The organism is Bacillus sp. SLBN-46, assembly GCF_031453555.1.
Classification (GTDB): Bacteria; Bacillota; Bacilli; order Bacillales; family Cytobacillaceae; genus Neobacillus.
This window is the reverse complement of sequence record NZ_JAVIZM010000001.1, coordinates 4019807-4038890: the sequence shown is the minus strand read 5'-3', so window position 1 is coordinate 4038890 and position 19084 is coordinate 4019807. Positions and strand designations below refer to the sequence as shown.

Sequence of the window (19084 nt, the reverse complement as noted above, 5' to 3'; positions counted from 1 at the left end):
CACTTTTGTGTGCGGGCTTTTTTTAAAAGCTATAGATTTGCGGAATTATAGCTGTGTGTTAAAATGATTTCATGGAATATTCAGTAAATATTTCGGTATTCTTTCCCAAATTAATAGTTTAGAAGGAGTCGAGTTGAGAATGAAGAGTACGAGCGTAGAAAATAAAGGATACTTTGGAGAATTTGGTGGAAGTTTTATACCTGAGGATTTACAGCAGGTAATGAACGAATTAGAGGAGCAATTTTTACGGTATAAGGATGATCCTGAATTCATCGAGGAGTTCAACTATTACATTAAAGAGTATATTGGCAGAGAAAACCCGTTAACCTATGCAGAAAATCTAACAAAACAAATCGGTGGAGCGAAAATCTATCTCAAAAGAGAGGATTTAAACCACACAGGTGCTCATAAAATTAATAATGCCATCGGGCAAATTCTATTAGCCAAACGGATGGGTGCCAAGCGAATTATCGCGGAGACAGGTGCTGGACAGCACGGCGTAGCCACTGCTACTGCCTGTGCGATGTTTGGGATGGAATGTATCATATATATGGGGAAGCTGGACACGGAGCGGCAGGCTCTTAACGTGTTCCGCATGGAATTACTAGGCGCAAAAGTGGTTGCAGTTGAAAAAGGCCAGGGGCGCCTAAAGGATGCTGTCGATGAAGCATTAGGTGACTTAGTCCAAAATTATCAACATACTTTTTATTTATTGGGTTCGGCTGTTGGCCCTCACCCATACCCATCAATGGTGAAACACTTCCAATCTATTATTAGTGAAGAATCCAAACGTCAGATACTTGAAAAAGAAGGGAAACTGCCAACAGCGGTTGTTGCCTGTGCAGGTGGTGGCAGTAATGCAATCGGTGCATTTGCTCATTATATTGACGAACCCTCTGTTCGATTAATTGGAGTGGAACCAGCGGAAGCCCCTACCCTAACTGAAGGCGTTCCAGCTGTCATTCATGGCTTTAAATGTTTAACACTATTGGATGAAAAGGGAGAGCCGAAACAAACGTATTCAATCGCTGCTGGACTAGATTATCCTGGGGTCGGACCTGAACATAGCCATTTAAAAACTAGCGGAAGAGCAGAATATGTAACGGTTACGGGACAAGAGGCGTTAGAAGCGTTTCAACTGCTTAGTAAAACGGAAGGGATTATCCCAGCATTAGAAAGCTCCCATGCAGTGGCCTATGCAATTAAACTGGCAAAAAATTTATCTCCTGAAGACGTGTTGATTGTAAACTTATCTGGTCGCGGCGATAAAGATGTGGAACAGGTATTTAAGATGTTAAAAGATAAATAAACGGGAAAGGGCGGGGAGTAAAATGCCTCGCCCTTTTCTTTTGGGGGTATCATATGGAAGTCTTAAAATTTGAAAAGGGATATAAAGAGAATGAAGCGTTAAGGGGAAGCTTTAATGAGCTGGCCTTAGATACATTTGGAATTGAATTTGAAACGTGGTATCAACATGGATACTGGACAGAAAAATATCAGCCATACTCCTTTATTGATCAAGGTAAAGTAGTTGCGAATGTCTCGGTTAATCTTCTAAACTTGGTGATTGAAGGTGAGAGTAAGCGAGCCATACAAATCGGAACGGTTATGACACATCCAGATTATCGAAATCAAGGGTTATCGAGAAAACTTATGGAGATTGTATTAGAAGATTTTAAAAATGTCGACCTTGTCTATTTGTTTGCCAATCAGACGGTGTTGGATTTCTATCCTAAGTTTGGGTTCAAGGCTATGGATGAAATTCAGTTTTCAACGAACTACGATTTTGAACCTACGAACCCATCGAGAATAAAGAAATTAGATGGGAGCAACACAGAAGACTTATCTTTTATCTACACCTTAGCTGCAAATAGAAATTCAGTTTCAAAGATTTTTGGAACAGCAAGCAGTGAGGAACTTTTAATGTTTTATTGCATAATGGTGTTTAGTCAGGACATCTATTATCTTGAGGATGAAAAGGTACTGGTTATTTTTCAGAAAGAAGATGATACCATTCATCTTTATGATATAGTTTCAACTGAGGAAGTAGATATTCGATTAATCCTAAACACGATTGCCTCACCAGAGATTAGAAAAATCATTTTTCATTTTCATCTAGATAATTGTGAGTTCCTTATTACGAAGGAGATTCACCAATCTAGTAATGTTCTTTTTATAAAGAATCTTACAAACGTTACATTGCCTGAAAAATTCAAGCATCCGATTACATCTCAGGCGTAACTTTGTAAATTTTAATAGGAGGTGTAGGGTGTTGGTAAAAAGTTTAGTAGGCCATAAAATTATCATTACAGGAGCAAATAGCGGTATTGGCTATGAAACAGCGAAGGCATTAAGTAAGAGTGGTGCTGAAGTTATTTTAGCTGTAAGGAATGAAGAAAAAGGCAAGGCTGCGGCAGAGTCTATTGTGAAGGAAGTAGCTCAAGCAAAAGTTGCAGTTATTGGACTCGACTTAGCTGATTTAACTAGTGTTAGAGATTTTGTGAAAGAGTATAAGAAACGATATGATTCCTTACATATCTTGATCAACAATGCAGGAGTAATGCTGCCCCCATATGGTTTAACAAAAGACGGATTCGAATTGCAATTTGGAAGTAATCATTTAGGACACTTTGCATTAACAGGCCTATTACTACCATTGCTTAAGAACACGCCACAATCACGGGTGGTGTCACTCAGCAGTATTGCACATAGAGGAGCCTCCATTGATTTTGATAATCTTGATGGATCAAAAGGCTATAAGGGTATGAAGTTTTACGGGCAGAGCAAGCTTGCTAATTTATTATTTTCAAAGGAATTAGACAATAGGTTAAAGGAGAATGCTCTTCCAACAATTAGTCTTGCTTGCCATCCTGGTATTTCCTCAACGAATTTATTTAAATTAGGAAAAAGAGAGGCGCCGGGGTATTTCAAAGCTCTCATGAAAGTATTTTTTCAACCAGCGGAAATGGGAGCGTTGCCAGCAATATATGCAGCAACAGAACCAAGTTTGAAGGGCGGAGAATACATAGGTCCTGATGGCAGAGGAAATAGAAAAGGAAAACCAACGATAGAAACTCCAGCTCCTGGTGTGTACAAGACGGAAACCATGAAGAAGCTTTGGGAAGTATCCGAAAGATTAACTGGAGTAACGTACGATTTTTCTAAATAAAAACTTTTAAGCAACATGAAGTCCCCTATGACTGCTAAATAGGGGACTTTTTTGATTTAACAAAGAATATAATTAACTAAGCATGTACGCTATTTTTTATAAAAGGGGAGCACTATGTTCAGAAAAAGGATTAACTATTACATAGATAATAATCGATCGAGTAGCATTTCCTTTTATATACGAGGCTGTTCTATTTTTTGCGGGGCATCGCTAGTTGCCATTTCCTTGCAGCTATTTTTGGTCAAAAATTATGTAATTGATGGGGGCGTAATTGGAATCAGCATCATCCTTTCTCATATTACACGTCAAGAGGTAGGGTTGTTCCTTCTGTTATTGAATACTCCCTTTTTCATAATCGGCTATTCTTACCTGGGTAAAAGGTTTCTGGCTTTAAGCCTATTCGCTATTCTCGTGTTGTCAGTGGGAACCTATGTACTAGAGCCATATCCTGCTTTAACACATCAGCCTCTATTAGTGATTATTCTAGGTGGAATTATCTTAGGTTTAGGAGTGGGGATCACTATACGATTTGGTGGATGCTTAGATGGGACTGAGGTACTCGCCATTCTATTCAGCAAACGTTCCCGCTTTTCAATTGGACAATATATTCTATTTCTAAATTTTTTTATTTTCAGTAGTTCAATTTTTATTTTTGGATTAAAGGAGGCTATTTACTCATTAGCAACTTTTTTTGTCGCCTATAAAACGATTGATTTTTCGATTCAAAATGCATAAGTACACATTCTAGAACTTTGGTAAAGCTTAAAGCCAAAGTTCTTTTTTATTTAGAAGGTAGCCGAATTAGTTTGTCAAAAAAATTTCATGATTTCTTGTTAAGGTTTTGTGAACAACAGCTTGCTTTTTGACAATATTCGACGGCTTTCAAGTTTGATTCTCCTGAATCTCGTGTGGAAATGAAATGTTTACCTATTTTTTATGAAATATCAACAAGTACAAATGAGGAAAGGTGTCGAGATTCGTGCGTTTACAAATTTTCCATTCCTTACAATAATTTAGGTGTAATAAAAAATAATATGATGCATAAGGAGGCATGTATGTATGATCTATCAGGAGAAACCTTGGTTGAAGCTTTATGACCCTAGAGTGGATGAGCATGTAAGTGTAAAGCACGAATCACTTTACGATTTCTTAGAAAGTGCTGTCAATCGTTTTGGGGACAAACCTGCTTTCACCTTTTATGGAAAGGTATTCAGTTTCGATGAAACAAAAATGATGGTCGACCGGCTAGCTGCTACATTACATAAAGAAGGTCTAAAGAAAGGTGACAGGGTGGCCATTATGCTGCCGAACTGTCCGCAATACGTTTTCACATTATTTGCTATTTTCCGCTTAGGTGGAATTGCGGTCCAAGTCAATCCAATGTACGTAGAAAGGGAAATCGCCTACGTATTGGATGACTCAGGGGCCAAGTTTATGGTGGCGCTGGATGCCTTTTATCCAAAAGTGAAGAAGGTTCAATCTGACACCTTCTTGAAAAAAGTGATAGTGGTCAGCTTTGGTGGGGAACGGAAGGAACTAGCTGAAGGGGATTACTATTTTGAAGAATGCCTTCAAGCTGATGCAGAGATTCCATTAATTGAGATTGACCCACATGAGGATGTTGCTGTTTTACAGTACACAGGTGGAACAACAGGTGTGCCTAAGGGTGTCATGCTGACACACTATAACCTGCTAGCAAACTTTAATCAGGTCTGTGATTTTATTTATAACACATGTGAACAGATTCCTGATTCATTTAAAATGATTACGGTTCTTCCGATGTTTCATGTCTACGGCCTTTCTAGTGTGGCGCTATGTGGTATTAGAGAGGGTGCCAATCAAATCATCCTTCCTCGCTTTGAAGTGAAGGAGATTATAGAAACCATTAAGCGGGAGAAGCCATTTATCTTTGCAGGAGTTCCGACCATGTATTTTGCATTAAACAGTCAGCCTGAACTATTAAAAGACTGTGATTTAAAAGAATTATGGTATGTAGGCAGCGGGGGTGCACCACTACCGGTTGAACAAGCAAAAACCTTTGAAAAAATAACTGGAGCTACACTAAGGGATGGATATGGTCTCTCTGAAGCGGCTCCAACTATCGCGTTTAATCCTCCATTTGTACCTAGGAAATATGGCAGTATTGGTATTCCGGTTCAAAGTACTGTAGTGAGAATTGTTCGGGAGACGGAAGACGGGGCATTTGTAGATGTACCTGTCGGTGAAGCGGGAGAATTAATCGTTAAGGGTCCGCAGGTTATGAAGGGGTACTGGAACCGTCCAAAAGACACAGAAGATGTGTTGAAGGATGGCTGGCTGTTTACCGGAGATATTGCGAAAATGGATGAAGAAGGGTATCTTTATATCCTTGATCGAATGAAGGATATGATTATTGCAAGCGGTTACAATGTCTATCCACGAGAAATTGAAGAGGTTCTTTACCAAATGGAGGGCGTGGAGGAAGCGATTGTAATTGGTGTCCCTGATGATTATCGCGGGGAAACGGTTAAGGCATTCATTAAGCCAATTGAAGGATATACTCTATCAACAGAGGAAATCCTCCAGTATGCTAAGGATAACCTTGCACCATATAAGGCACCAAAAGAAGTGGAAATCCTTTCCGAACTGCCAAAATCCTCTGTTGGGAAATTACTCAGACGAGTCCTTCGAGACCAAGAGCTTGCGAAAGTGAAAGCTTAATAAAGGAAAGTTTAACAAAATGCCCGATTACTCTCCGTGTTCGGGCATTTTTTCATCATTATTTATTTATTTTTTAAAAAGTCAAGCACTCTATTATTTACAAAATCATTCGCTTCGGTAACATAAATGTGACCTGCCCCTTGGATCGTTAGGAATTCTGCATTTGGGATTTTTTCTGCTAACGTGACACCATTCTCATATGGTACTAGTTTATCTGCATCACCATGAATGACTAGGGTAGGAACTTGTATCTGGTCTATTTCATTGTAGGTATTATGGGTGAGACAGGCCTGGAGTTGTAACATGTACGCATATGGCAGGATAGGGATCTCAATGCGTTTTTGGATATCTTCAGCAACCAATTCACGGTGTTCTTCCAAGAAGGATTGGCTATAGAGAATCGGAGCGGTAGCCCAAGCCATTTCTTCTGGTGTTGCAATGGAGGAGCCTCTCGAAAGCATGAGCATACTGACATCTGCACCAGGTTGTACATGATTAACACCACCCGATGTGGTACAGCCAAGAATCAGTGACTGAATCCGTTCAGGGTACTTGATTGCTAATTTTTGGGCAATCATACCACCCATGGAAATGCCATATACATGGGCTGATTCTACCCCAGCAGCATCTAAGACGGCTCTAGCATCCTCTGCCATAAGCTCAATTGAATAAGGAGTATTTGGTTTATCACTTAATCCTACCCCGCGATTATCAAAAATAATCACTTGGTAGTGCTCACTAAGAGCAGGCAGTGTCCTAAACCAGGACTTGGAATTGAGTGATAACCCCATAATTAATAGTAAAGGTTCACCTTGACCATGAACCTCATAGTAAAGATTGATTCCGTTTGCATTTGTAGTAGGCATAGTATACTACTCCTCCTTGTTAGATAATGGTAAATTATATGAGAGATTATGGCAGCAAAGAACAAGAGTAAAGGAGGAAAAAATTCCTCCCTCTTAACTTACTATTCTATGTTTTTTCAAAAAGTTGCGAACGATTCTGTTAAAGGTCTCTTTTGACTCTAACTTGGCAATATGTCCTGTATTTTTAAAAATGATAAACTCCGAATGGCGAATTTTTTTATGCATGAATAACTGCATCCAAACAGGGATTACTGAATCGTACTGTCCTCCAATGATGAGTGTTGGGATGTTTATTTTCGGAAGTAGTTTTTGATTGTTCACTTGAAGACAGGCCTGAACGGATTTTAGAAAGACATCATGGTTGGGTTTATAGAATTGATGAAATTCTTCGAAGGTCTTGTTGTTCCAAGAGCTAAAAGAAATTCGAGCAGCGGTATCTTTTGACATGCTGGGGCGAGTAGAGAGCGATCGAGCCTTACGGTAGGTGATTAACAGTTTCGCGAGACGTTTTGGCATATAATGATATGTGCTGACAAGCAATAAGGAACGGCACATATGAGGGGCCAGACGATATATCTCTTGAGCAACCATGCCACCCATAGACAAACCACATATGTGAGCGTTTTCAATTCTAAGCTCTTTCAGTAAGGAAATAATATCACGGGCAAAGTGTGGGATAGATATATCTTTATTAGTAGTATGCTCACCGTGACCTCTTAAGTCAGGAATAATCAATTCGTACTGATCTGCAAACTCAAACTGATTGTTCCAGCCTTCTTTTACTTCACCAAGCCCATGAATCAATACTAAAGGTTCACCAACACCTAAGCGCAAGTAAGGAATACCAGAGAAACTAGTAAATACTTGATCCAATTTTTAATCCCTCCTATTGCTACTATAATAAATCCCTTTCCCATCATTTGTAAAGTGTGAAAATTTATAAAATTCAGAATAAAATGTCTGTCATATAAAAACAAATGTACTTTTGTGGTGCCTGACACCCTAGTAGTCTTATAGGAGAATACCAATCGGGTGATTTGGAAGGAAATGGTTCCCATCCGAAGTCTTGCATAAATCGAGAAATTTTACGACACATTTCGCTATTTTTTTCTTTATCCAAGTGAATCCAAGTTTATAAGAAAAGGGATTTATCAGGGATGAAGCAATTGTATAGTAGCCAATGTTTCATCGATAAAGGACAATTGCGGAAAAATGTCGAGAAGGAAAGGTTTACAAAATCAAATTTTACTACAATAATCATAATTATATTAATATTCTAATTAATAGATCAGTCAACTATGTTCGAAGATATGCACCAGATTTAGTAGGGATATTGATAAGAAAATTCCTGAGGAGGCATCTGATTTTATGGTTTACCAGCAAAAGCCATGGCTGAACATTTATGACCCAAGAATTAATGAACATGTTAGTATTGACCACGAATCACTTTACGATTTTTTACATGACGCAGTAAACCGTTATAATACCAAGCCTTCATTCACCTTTTTAGGAAGAGTGTGGAGTTACCATGAAACAAAAATACTAACCGATCGGCTGGCGGCAGCCCTCCATAAGGACGGCTTTCAAAAAGGCGACCGTTTAGCTATTATGCTTCCTAATTCCCCGCATTACATATTCACCTTATTCGGTACTTTTCGTCTAGGTGGAATCGCTGTTCAAGTGAATCCAATGTATGTTGAGAGAGAAATAGAACATGTATTACATGATTCCGGCTCAGAATACATAGTTGTACTCGATACACTTTATCCAAAAGTAAAAAAAGCTCAACCACAAACATCTATTAAAAAAGTTCTTGTCGTTAGTTTTGGCGGAACTAAATTGGAACTTGCTGACGGTGATTTCTATTTTGATGATTTCCTAGATTGTGAGGGAACCATTCCTCAAATTGAAATTAATCGGAACGAAGATGTTGCCCTTTTGCAATACACAGGTGGAACAACAGGGTTCTCCAAAGGAGTCATGCTTACTCATACGAACCTACTAGCAAACTTCAATCAAGTTTGCGATTTCTCCTATAAGGCATGCCTTAAGAGGCCTGAGAATTTTAAAATGATTACGGTTTTACCAATGTTTCATGTTTACGGACTTTCCAGTGTTGCACTTTGTGGAATCAGAGAGGGTGCGAATCAAATTCTGCTGCCGCGCTTTGATCCGAGAGAAGTAATGGAAACCGTAAAACGGGAAAAACCGTTCCAAATGTCTGGTGTTCCAACGATGTTCATAGCACTGAACAGTCAACCGGACCTAGAAGATTATGGGTTTAATGAACTTTATTATATTAGCTGTGGCGGTGCCCCACTCCCAGTAGAAACTGCAAAAACCTTCGAAGTCAGAACTGGAGCCAAGCTCTTAGATGGATATGGGCTTTCTGAAGCAGCACCAACCGTTATTTTTAGCCCACCATTTGTGCCAAGGAAATATGGAAGTATTGGTATTCCAGTTCAAAGTACTATTGCTAGAATTGTACAAGAAACAGATGAGGGATTTGTCGATGCGCCTGTTGGAGAAGCTGGGGAGTTAATCATTCAGGGGCCACAGGTAATGAAAGGTTATTGGAATCTTCCTGAAGAAACAGCTGCAGTGATCAAGGAGGGGTGGTTATTCACTGGTGATGTTGCCAAAATGGATGAAGATGGATATTTTTATATCCTCGATCGTAAAAAGGACATGATTATTGCTAGCGGTTACAATGTGTATCCTCGTGAAATTGAGGAAGTGCTTTATCAGCTTGAGGAGATTGAAGAAGCACTCGTAGTGGGTGTACCTGACCCGTACCGAGGGGAAACCGTAAAAGCATATGTCAAATTGAAAGCGAGTGCAATTATTTCAGCTGAAGAAATTAAACAGTTTGGCAGAGAAAACCTTGCTCCATATAAGGCGCCAAAAGAAGTAGAAATTCTTTCGGAACTACCAAAATCAACTGTTGGTAAATTACTAAGAAGAGTCTTAAGAGATCAAGAGAAAGCAAAAGTAAAAGCTTAATAAATGAGGTGGAGAAGATGAATATTCAAGAATTGTTTAGTTTAAAAGGAAAAACAGCAATTGTAACCGGCGGAGGAAGAGGCCTGGGTCAGCAAATTGCCGTAGCGTACGCAGAAGCTGGTGCCAACGTGGTAGTTTGTTCAAGGAACCTCGATGCCTGCCAGCAGTTTACGGAGGCATTAAAAGAAAAGGGTGTTCGTGCCCTAGCATTTAAATGTGATGTGTCCAATCCTGAAGATATTCAGCATGTAGTCGATGAAACAGTAAAGGAGTTTGGTCGAATTGATATCCTAGTGAATAACAGTGGGACAAGTTGGGGAGCGCCAGCATTAGAAATGCCTGCTGATAAATGGGATAAAGTCATGGATATTAACTTAAAAGCTGTATTCTTATTTTCACAGGCTGTTGGAAAAATTATGGTTGAACAACGTTCGGGAAAAATTATTAATATAGCTTCTATTGCTGGAATGGGTGGACAGGATCCATTGGTAATGGATGCGATTGGTTATTCTGCAAGTAAGGGGGCTGTCATTACCTTCACCAAGGACCTTGCAGTAAAATTAGCTCCATATAATGTTCATGTTAACGCAATTGCACCAGGTTTCTTCCCAACCAAAATGGCAAAGGCGATTTTGGACTATTCAGGTGAAAAGATACTTGAACGAACACCTGCGGGACGCTTTGGATCTGATGACGATATGAAAGGGCCGGCTCTATTCTTAGCCTCTGAAGCTTCTGACTATGTATTTGGTCATGTGTTAGTTGTAGATGGTGGAACGACGGCAGGCGTTCAATAAACTCGTTACTTTGGAAACAAGCCGAACTGTACGCTAAATTTCTAAAAGTTTTGTGAATTTCAAAGGAAACTACTTGAACACTTGTTAATTGTATGTTTTATTTAACATACCAACCGGTTAGTTAGAGGGAATGATATGGATTCTATGCAACGAGATAGGGAAGCTTATTATAAAAAAATAGAAGCACAAATGAATAAAAGAATCCATGCCACTACCAATAACCGAGCTTTTACATTGGCAGCTGGCAGAGCGCTTGAGGCACATCTGAAAAGGGTAAAGATTCACAGAAGGTTAACAACTAAATGGCTAAATCATATAGGCCTGGTGAATAAAGATGAACTAACGGCACTTTCTGTCAGAATCGTTGATTATGAGGGGAAAATTGATGGTCTTGATGACCAAATGTATACCCTTAACAAAAGCCAGCATAAGAATCAGCTCCTATTAAACTCCATTCATCATTCGTTGGAGGAATGGGTAACCTTTTTAAGAAATGAAATGAAAGATCTACATAGCAGTAAAATAAACAACTTAGAAAAAGAATTACTAGAATTAAAGCAATTATTTAAGGAAGAATCTGATTTGGAGGAGATCGACAATGACTGAAAAAAATGAACAAGTGTTGGATCAAAAATCTGAGGATGCGGTGGAAAAGGACTTAACTAGTTTAGATATGCTTTGGAGGCTTGGTTTTGATGAATTGGATGCATGGAAGGATCGCTTTAACAAGCGGGATGAGCGCTTCCTTGAGTCTGTAAGAAACTATGTGGAGAAGGTAAAAAAAGATCAAGAGAATGTTGTCACGATTGCAGCTCAATTTAGTATGGAACTGAAGGATTGGGAAAAAGCAGCCCGTGAAGAGCTATTAGCAACCACCACTACTTTACAGTATTTTTTCCCAGTTAAGTCATATGAAGAAATTAATAGGGTAGTAGATGATATTCAAAATAAAACCGCTCATCTATTATTAACCCCTGCACAAGCGATAACCACAGGTCAATTGCAAGCACTTGACAAATATGTGGAAACAGTCGAACAATATGTAGCTTTTAGAAAAAGTGCGCGAGAAAAATATATTGATAGCGTAAAGAAAACAACCAATGTGTTATATGAAAATCAAAAGATGTTTGTGAATCTATTCGCTAAGCAAGTTAAAAGCACGATGTTACCATTTCAAAAGTATATGAAAAATATGACAGAATATAGCAAATCATAATGAGGTGAATAACATGTCAGGCCAAAAACCTTACGATCCATATGAATATCTACACAAGTTCAGCCAAGCTTGGGAAAAGCAAATGAATGATTTTATCTACCTTTGGACAGATAACAAGGAATTTGTGAAAATGTCTCATCTAGGCACTGAAATTCATTCCCGGTACCTAGAAGCGTTTAAAAAGAATCAAGAGGCGTTGGCAGGTGCATTAAATTTACCAACAAAAAACGATGTATCCAATGTAGCTGCATTAACGTTACAAACGGAAGAAAAAATAGAAGCACTAGAAGAGCAAATATGGGATTTACAAGATAGTATGAAAACTCAAAGCAAGGAAATTGGAAGTGTCGTTGAGGTCTCCAAGGAGATTATTAAACTTACAAAACAACTAAAAACAGAACTGGTAAAAACGAAAAAAGAACTGGCAGATACAAAGGATTTACATGAAGAAATTCAGGAAATGAAATTTGAGTTGATGAAATTAAATCATTTTAAGGAAGAGTTTGAAACGCTTAAAAACCTTATTGAAAAAGACAAAAAAACTGAGCCTGTGTTAACAGGTGCTGGTACGACAATTTAATAGGAGGGAGTGAAGTACAATGGGGACTGAGGCACCATTCAAAGAAGTACTCCCAACTTTTGATTTTGATAAAGAAATGAAGCGCTGGGAGCATCTGTTCAAGGTATTTAGTCAACCTGAACCCAAAGTCGGTCATACTCCAAGAAACGAAGTATGGAGGAAAAATAAATCCGTATTATGGCATTACCCTGCCAAACAGAGAAAATATGAAATACCCTTGTTTTTTGTGTATTCTCTTTTTAACAAACCATATATTTTAGATATTGCTCCAAAAGCAAGTGTGATAGAAGGTTTAACGAACAAAGGGTATGAAGTTTATCTTTTAGACTGGGGCACACCAGGATATGAAGATAAGAAAATGGGGCTCGATACTTATATTGATAAGTACTTAAGAACAGCAGTTAAGCGGGCGATTCGTCATTCCGAAGCGGAAGAAATCACTCTTATTGGATACTGCTTAGGTGGAACAATTGCCTCCATTTATGCAGCAATCGCAGAAGAACCTATTAAAAATTTAATTGTTGCTACTGTTCCAATTGACTTCAAGCCATTTATTGGTCCTGAAAAATGGGCTGAAGGTATGCGAAACGGTGACATCAATATCGACCGCTTTATCGATGTGTACGGGCTTGTATCACCTGATTTAGTAACGGGGATGTTCCGAGCGATTGGGGCACCTGTTTATTTTACTAACTATACGATGCTTTTAAGTCGAGCATACGACAGCCGATATGTTGAAAAATGGCGTCGGATGAATAAATGGACACTTGATCAGGTTCCATTTGCCGGTGAAGCATACAGACAATTAGCCAATGATCTCTTTAAGGAGAACAAACTGGTTAAAGGGGAATTAGTTTTAGGAAATAAAAAGGTTGACCTAAAAAATATTAAGGCGAATTTATACGTGGTGTCAGGTTCTAGGGACAATTTAATTCTAGAAGAGCAAAGTAAACCGATTATGGATTTAGTATCCAGTGAAGACAAGACTTATATTAGTGTGGAGGCAGGACATGTTAGCCTTGCACTTTCTGGTTTGTTTGCTGGGATTGTGGACCAATGGGCTTCTAAGAGATCAAATACCTTGTAAAAAGAGTTAGTCATAAAATTAGGTACAAGAACATATAAACTATGTATAGGCAACGGGAGTGGGAAAGGAATTCTCCTTCCCACTAGCTTGCCTTTTTATGTTTAATTAAAAAGTTACGTAGCACTTGATTAAATTCATCCTTCGCCTCAAGTTTGGCAATATGACCCGTATTTCTGAAAATGACAAACTCTGAATGAGGAATTTGTTTATGCATGAATAATTGGACCCACACGGGGATGACCGAATCATACTGTCCGCCAATAATTAAGGTTGGAACCTTGATGGTTGGCAGCAGGCTTAAATTGTTCACAAGAAGGCATGCTTCCATCGATTTGAAGTAAAATTCTTTGTTAGGCTGATAAAATTGAAAAAAGGAATCAAAGTTTTCTTTTGTCCACGAATAGAGGCAGACCTTTGCGGCGGTTTCTCTAAGGACATCGGGAGATTTATTTTCAACTCGAGCCTGACGGAACTTTAAAAATAACTTTCCCAAGCGTCTAGGAGCATAATGAAAAGTACTTACAAGCATTAATGAGCGGCACATCTCAGGGGCTTGACGATATATTTCCTGAGCTACCATGCCACCCATCGATAACCCACATATGTGTGCGCTTTCAATTCCGAGTTCTTTTAGCAAAGAGATAATATCTTGAGCAAAGTTTGGAATGGTTATCTCACCTGGTGCTTGATATTCACCGTGTCCCCGTAAATCTGGAATAATTAACTCATACTGATCGGCAAATTCAAATTGGTTAGACCATCCCTCCTTTACCTCTCCAAGTCCATGAATAAATACTAAAGGCTCACCCATACCAAATCGCAAATAAGGAATTTTGGAACAATGGTTATTTACTTCTCCCAATTTTGATTCCTCCTAATGTTTTTATAAACATATGTTGCCAAGATTTGCTAGGTGTAAACATTTATAAAATTCTGACTAATTAAATATATAGAAGCAGTGGTTATATTATTACATATATATGTAAAATACATTTATTAAACGAGCTGTTGAGTTGTATACTTTTGAGTTATAATAAATGAAAAGAACTAGTGAAAATGAGGTCTGATGTATGATTAAAAGGTATATGACATTTCAAAAAAATAATGGGATTGCTCCGTATATTTGGACAGTTCTTGGCATATTACCTTTTTATTTTATATTTCAAGCACCATCCACTATTGAAATCGTTGTAGGAATTTTACTAACTCTGATATTTTTTATCCTTTACCGAATTGCCTTTATTTCAAAAGGGTGGCCCGTTTATCTTTGGACACTAATCCTAATTGCCATTTCTATTACTGCGACTAACCTGTTCAGCTACGTTTACTTTGCCTTTTTTCTTGCCTATTTTATTGGCAATATTAAAGACAGAGTTGCCTTCCTCACGTTATATTTTATTCATTTGATCAGTACATCGGCATCGATCAACTATAGCATTGTCATGCAAGAGAAACTATTTTTACAGCAGTTGCCCTTCGTTATCATCATTTGGATCAGTGTCATTCTACTCCCTTTTAGCATTTACAATCGGAAGGAGAGGGGGCAGCTTGAGGAAAAACTGGAAGATGCGAACAAAAGGATTTCTGAACTGGTTAAGTTGGAGGAGCGTCAACGCATTGCCCGGGACCTTCATGACACCCTTGGACAAAAGTTGTCACTAATTGGTTTGAAGACGGACTTGGCAAGGAAACTAATTTCAAAAGATCCGGAACAGGCGAAATCTGAATTAAAGGATGTTCAGCAAACCTCTAGAACAGCATTAAGTGAGGTAAGGAAAATGGTTTCTTCCATGCGGGGAATTCGTCTAAAGGATGAGATTCAACGAGTAAAACAAATCATTAAGGCTGCTCAAATCCATTTTATTATCGAAGGTGAGTTTACTTTATCGAATGTTTCCCTGTTAACCGAAAATATATTAAGTATGTGCTTGAAAGAGGCCGTGAACAATGTGGTCAAACACAGCGAGGCTAAAAACTGTATTATTTCCATCGAACAATCCTCGAAAGAAACGGTTCTAACAATCTGCGATGACGGTAGATTTAAAGGAGACACTGAAAAATTGGCTGAAGGACATGGTCTAATTGGCATGAAAGAACGATTGGAATTTATTAATGGCAGCCTAGAGCTTGTTACAAAGGAAGGTACAACATTAATTATCAGAGTACCGAATGATGTGAAACAAGCTATAGAGAAGGAGGACCGGAAATGATTAATATTGTTATCGCTGAAGATCAGCAAATGTTATTAGGAGCATTTGGTTCACTGCTTAATTTAGAGGATGATATGGAAGTAGTCGGAAAGGCTTCAAATGGGGAAGAAGCTGTCACGCTTGTAAAAAAATTAAAGCCGGACGTCTGTATTATGGACATTGAAATGCCTGGAAAGAGTGGGCTGGAAGCAGCAGAAGAATTAAAAGGCTCTGGCTGTAAAGTAATTATTTTAACCACTTTTGCCCGAACAGGTTATTTCCAACGTGCATTGAAGGCAGGGGTAAGCGGTTATTTATTGAAAGATAGTCCAAGTGAGGAGCTGGCAAACTCTATCCGCAGTGTGATGGCAGGAAGACGAATTTATGCGCCAGAATTAATGGATGATGTATATGGAGAGGAAAATCCTTTAACGGACCGAGAAAGAGAAGTGTTAGAGCTAGTTGCTGATGGAAAGAATACAAAAGAGATTGCAGAAGAACTCAGTATTAAAACGGGAACGGTTCGCAACTACATTTCAATTATCTTAGATAAGTTAGAAGTGAAAAATCGGATCGAAGCGATTACTCAATCGAAAGAAAAGGGTTGGTTTAAATAAGGTGTGATGACCGGTGCAGCCACCGGTTCATTACACCTTTTTTTTATTAAAAATCGGCTGCTGTTTGAAATTTTTCTAGAAAACTTTTGATATATTCGAATACTTCAAAAGGGCGTTCTTCTGGAAGGGCATGGCCTGTTTCTTTTAATACAACTAGCTCAGAGTTTTCTAAATCCTTGTTTAGCTTTTCACCAACTTTAAGTGGCATGGAATTGTCATGATCCCCCCAAAGTAATAAGCAGGGGGTTTTTATTTGTTTAAGAGCCTCAGGTGGAAGATCTCCTTCACGATCCCGAATCATCCTTGTAAGTGCAATGAAGATTTCATCTTGTAAAAAGGGCTGTAGGTAGCCATTAATCATTTCATCATTTATGATGGAGTGATTATAGAGAGCATCCTGTAGGTTCTTTCTCACACCAGTTCTTGCAAACCAGTACTTCACAAAAAGGTGGAAATAGGGAATGTAGCTTGTCAGGATTAATGGTAATTTAGAGCGTTTGAGATAAGCTGAACTGCAAAGAAGAATCGCCTTATCGGCAAGTTCAGGCATCATATGAAGAATATTCAACACAATTTGACCACCCATGGAATGGCCAATAAAGGTCATTTTTTTTAAACCTAATGACTCAGTTAGTTTAATAACGGTTTGGGCAAGGTTTTTATAAGAATATACATATCGATTGCATTTTGCACTTTTTCCGAAGGGGGGAAGATCAATCGATAACACTTGATATTCCTTTTTCAATAGTGTTATGAGATGGCGAAAGGTAAAGGTGGAAGAAAGAAAACCATGCAATAAAACAAATGTCTTATCTGATTTTGGATTCGGATAAAACTCATAATAAACTTCAATATTATTTACTGGTTGATAGCCAGTTAATGCAGCTTGTTCCATACATATTTTCCTCCTGTTCCCTCAAAATGATAGTTGAAGTTAATGTTCCCTAAATATTTACCCTTCACACCAAAAATTAGAGATAAAATCAAAATGAAATTTGAAAGCTCTATCCAAAATAAATTTTTTTTACAATTTTTAAAATAAAGTGTTTGAATTTTTAGAAAACTCCTTGTATAATGAAAAAAAGCTCAAGGAGTTGATTTCCATGGAAAAGAAATTATTAAATTCACCACAACATTCGGATGAGAACGCAGATGCTGTAGTTGCTGAGATGTTTCTAAACAATGTCCTGCTTGAATTCAAGAAGGAGAAAATCCGAAAGGAAATCGACCAAACATTACAAGACGGAAACAAGGACCTATTCTTGAAACTAACTGAAGAATTAAAGAAAATTTCTTAGGACATTTACTAATGAACGTACTCACTTAAAGGAAGCCCTATCCGAAATGGATAGGGCTTCTTGTCCGTATTAGTAGCATTTAGGGTGTCAGGCACCACACTTTATGTGGTGCCTGACACCCTTTTCAAGTATGATGAAAAAAGAGTAAAGATTAGGAGTGAATGGATTGAAGAAACTTCATTTATATAGTAAAAAAATTCCTTATACCTATTCTAGTTTTTTTAGACAATACCGTTCAATAGCGGCAAATCAGACCCATCATGTGCTATTAGAAAGTGGGCGCGGCGGGAAATACAGCATTGCTGCATTTCAACCTGAAACGATTATGAAAGGGAAAAATCATAAGTTGGAAATCCAAAATGAAAGCGGTACTCAAAAGTTGGAAGGGAATCCACTTCACCTACTCAAGGAATGGATGAGCCGTTTTCATGTTGATAAAATGGAAGGCCTTCCGAGCTTCCTTGGTGGAGCGATTGGGTACATAAGCTACGATTATGCTCGTTACATAGAAAAACTTCCTAACCTAGCAAAAGACGACATTGGCATTCCGGAAATCTACTTTTTTATTGTAAAGGAATGGTTTGTGTTTGATCATGAAGAGGAGCTTCTTTGGATCTTCATTTTGGCGGAAGGTGATGAAGGAATAGACCAGCAATTAGGAGATTGGGAAAAACGGTGGCTTGAAGAAATGCCTTCCATTCCACCTGTTAATACAAGTCTAAACGATCAGAATCAATTGCAGGTTTCGATGACAGAAGAGGAGTTCCAACAGGCTGTAAGGAAAGTTCAACATTATATTTCACAAGGTGATGTATTCCAGGTAAATCTAGCGGTCCGTCAATCAAAACCTATCGGGGTACAGGCGATTGAGGTTTATGAAAAATTAAGAGCCTTGAATCCATCTCCATATATGGGGTATCTACATACTCCAGAATTTCAACTGGTAAGTGGATCACCAGAGCTTCTTGTGAAAAAGGATGGAACAGAAGTTAGTACAAGGCCGATTGCAGGGACGCGTTCAAGAGGGAAGGACCACGAAGAAGATCTCGCCCTCGCTAATGAATTAATTGAAAATGAAAAGGAACGTGCAGAACATGTCATGCTCGTGGATCTAGAACGAAATGATCTTGGTAGAGTGTGTAAGTACGGAACGGTTGAGGTCAATGAATTCATGACGATTGAAAAATACTCTCATGTGATGCACATCGTTTCCAATGTTAGAGGGGAATTAGCAGAAGAGAAATCTTGCTTTGATATTATTGATGCCGTATTCCCTGGTGGAACGATAACAGGTGCCCCGAAAGTTCGAACGATGGAAATTATCGAAGAGCTGGAGCCGGTTCAACGGGGAGTGTATACGGGATCACTTGGCTGGATTGATTTTAAAGGTGACTTAGAATTAAATATTATCATCCGAACCATGCTTGTAAAGGATGGCATGGCACATGTCCAAGCAGGTGCTGGTATTGTCATCGATTCGAATCCTAAACATGAATACAAAGAATCTATGAAAAAAGCGGCAGCATTATGGAAAGCAAAAGAAATGGTAGAGGAGTAAAATG

At 38.5% G+C, this 19084-nt stretch carries 19 protein-coding genes; 15 read left to right on the top strand and 4 right to left on the bottom strand.

Features of this window, described 5'->3' with window-relative positions; all coding sequences use genetic code 11:
* Window positions 1-139: 139 nt before the first annotated feature.
* The 5 genes from trpB (at window position 140) to QFZ87_RS20535 (ending at window position 5869) form a co-directional block, all read left to right on the top strand.
* Entirely contained in the window at window positions 140-1309 is a 1170-nt protein-coding gene (gene trpB / locus QFZ87_RS20555) for a tryptophan synthase subunit beta (RefSeq protein ID WP_309865659.1), read from the top strand.
* Between the two features lie 53 nt (window positions 1310-1362).
* A complete protein-coding gene (locus tag QFZ87_RS20550) occupies window positions 1363-2241 on the top strand; it encodes a GNAT family N-acetyltransferase (protein ID WP_309865656.1) in 879 nt (292 codons plus the stop codon).
* 31 nt (window positions 2242-2272) lie between these two features.
* A complete protein-coding gene (locus QFZ87_RS20545; protein ID WP_309865653.1) occupies window positions 2273-3169 on the top strand; it encodes an oxidoreductase in 897 nt (298 codons plus the stop codon).
* 114 nt (window positions 3170-3283) lie between these two features.
* Entirely contained in the window at window positions 3284-3904 is a 621-nt protein-coding gene (locus tag QFZ87_RS20540; RefSeq protein ID WP_309865651.1) for a YitT family protein, read from the top strand.
* Between the two features lie 324 nt (window positions 3905-4228).
* Window positions 4229-5869 carry a long-chain-fatty-acid--CoA ligase gene (locus QFZ87_RS20535; RefSeq protein ID WP_309865649.1) on the top strand — a complete coding sequence of 547 codons (1641 nt, stop codon included), beginning with the start codon at window positions 4229-4231 and terminating at the stop codon, window positions 5867-5869.
* 62 nt (window positions 5870-5931) lie between these two features.
* Here the strand turns inward: QFZ87_RS20535 and QFZ87_RS20530 are convergent, their stop codons facing one another.
* On the bottom strand, window positions 5932-6735 hold the full coding sequence (locus QFZ87_RS20530; protein ID WP_309865647.1) for an alpha/beta fold hydrolase: 804 nt from the start codon (window positions 6733-6735) through the stop codon (window positions 5932-5934).
* Window positions 6736-6828: 93 nt separating this feature from the next.
* Window positions 6829-7608 carry an alpha/beta fold hydrolase gene (locus tag QFZ87_RS20525; protein WP_309865644.1) on the bottom strand — a complete coding sequence of 260 codons (780 nt, stop codon included), beginning with the start codon at window positions 7606-7608 and terminating at the stop codon, window positions 6829-6831.
* A gap of 495 nt (window positions 7609-8103) precedes the next feature.
* Here QFZ87_RS20525 and QFZ87_RS20520 point away from each other — a divergent pair, with 495 nt between their 5' ends.
* The 6 genes from QFZ87_RS20520 (at window position 8104) to QFZ87_RS20495 (ending at window position 13418) form a co-directional block, all read left to right on the top strand.
* On the top strand, window positions 8104-9738 hold the full coding sequence (locus QFZ87_RS20520; protein WP_309865641.1) for a long-chain-fatty-acid--CoA ligase: 1635 nt from the start codon (window positions 8104-8106) through the stop codon (window positions 9736-9738).
* A gap of 17 nt (window positions 9739-9755) precedes the next feature.
* Window positions 9756-10535 (top strand): SDR family oxidoreductase, encoded by a 780-nt coding sequence (locus QFZ87_RS20515; protein WP_309865638.1) that lies wholly within the window; start codon window positions 9756-9758, stop codon window positions 10533-10535.
* 135 nt (window positions 10536-10670) lie between these two features.
* The gene (locus QFZ87_RS20510; protein WP_309865635.1) at window positions 10671-11141 is read left to right on the top strand and encodes a hypothetical protein; all 471 of its coding nucleotides are present in this window, start codon (window positions 10671-10673) and stop codon (window positions 11139-11141) included.
* On the top strand, window positions 11134-11751 hold the full coding sequence (locus tag QFZ87_RS20505) for a hypothetical protein (protein ID WP_309865633.1): 618 nt from the start codon (window positions 11134-11136) through the stop codon (window positions 11749-11751). The genes QFZ87_RS20510 and QFZ87_RS20505 overlap by 8 nt, the downstream gene beginning before the upstream one ends.
* Window positions 11752-11764: 13 nt before the next feature.
* Complete coding sequence (locus tag QFZ87_RS20500) at window positions 11765-12331, top strand: polyhydroxyalkanoate biosynthesis repressor PhaR (protein WP_309865630.1); 567 nt, start codon at window positions 11765-11767, stop codon at window positions 12329-12331.
* A 19-nt stretch (window positions 12332-12350) separates the two neighbouring features.
* Window positions 12351-13418, top strand: coding sequence for an alpha/beta fold hydrolase (locus tag QFZ87_RS20495; protein ID WP_309865626.1), 1068 nt, complete (start codon window positions 12351-12353; stop codon window positions 13416-13418).
* A gap of 82 nt (window positions 13419-13500) precedes the next feature.
* Here QFZ87_RS20495 and QFZ87_RS20490 read toward each other — a convergent pair whose 3' ends face one another.
* Window positions 13501-14280 carry an alpha/beta fold hydrolase gene (locus QFZ87_RS20490; RefSeq protein ID WP_309865623.1) on the bottom strand — a complete coding sequence of 260 codons (780 nt, stop codon included), beginning with the start codon at window positions 14278-14280 and terminating at the stop codon, window positions 13501-13503.
* A 208-nt stretch (window positions 14281-14488) separates the two neighbouring features.
* Here QFZ87_RS20490 and QFZ87_RS20485 point away from each other — a divergent pair, with 208 nt between their 5' ends.
* Both QFZ87_RS20485 and QFZ87_RS20480 read left to right on the top strand, forming a co-directional pair.
* Window positions 14489-15628: a sensor histidine kinase gene (locus QFZ87_RS20485; RefSeq protein ID WP_309865620.1), complete on the top strand. Its 1140-nt coding sequence runs from the start codon at window positions 14489-14491 to the stop codon at window positions 15626-15628.
* Window positions 15625-16224, top strand: a complete 600-nt coding sequence (locus QFZ87_RS20480) for a response regulator (protein WP_309865617.1) — start codon at window positions 15625-15627, stop codon at window positions 16222-16224. Before QFZ87_RS20485 ends, QFZ87_RS20480 begins: the two co-directional genes overlap by 4 nt.
* Window positions 16225-16270: 46 nt before the next feature.
* Here QFZ87_RS20480 and QFZ87_RS20475 read toward each other — a convergent pair whose 3' ends face one another.
* Window positions 16271-17119 (bottom strand): alpha/beta fold hydrolase, encoded by an 849-nt coding sequence (locus tag QFZ87_RS20475; protein WP_309865614.1) that lies wholly within the window; start codon window positions 17117-17119, stop codon window positions 16271-16273.
* Between the two features lie 208 nt (window positions 17120-17327).
* Between QFZ87_RS20475 and QFZ87_RS20470 the strand changes: the two genes are divergently transcribed.
* Together QFZ87_RS20470 and pabB are read left to right on the top strand one after the other, a co-directional pair.
* Window positions 17328-17522 (top strand): IDEAL domain-containing protein, encoded by a 195-nt coding sequence (locus QFZ87_RS20470; protein WP_309865612.1) that lies wholly within the window; start codon window positions 17328-17330, stop codon window positions 17520-17522.
* A gap of 166 nt (window positions 17523-17688) precedes the next feature.
* The gene (gene pabB, locus QFZ87_RS20465) at window positions 17689-19080 is read left to right on the top strand and encodes an aminodeoxychorismate synthase, component I (RefSeq protein ID WP_309865610.1); all 1392 of its coding nucleotides are present in this window, start codon (window positions 17689-17691) and stop codon (window positions 19078-19080) included.
* The last annotated feature ends 4 nt before the right edge of the window (window positions 19081-19084 follow it).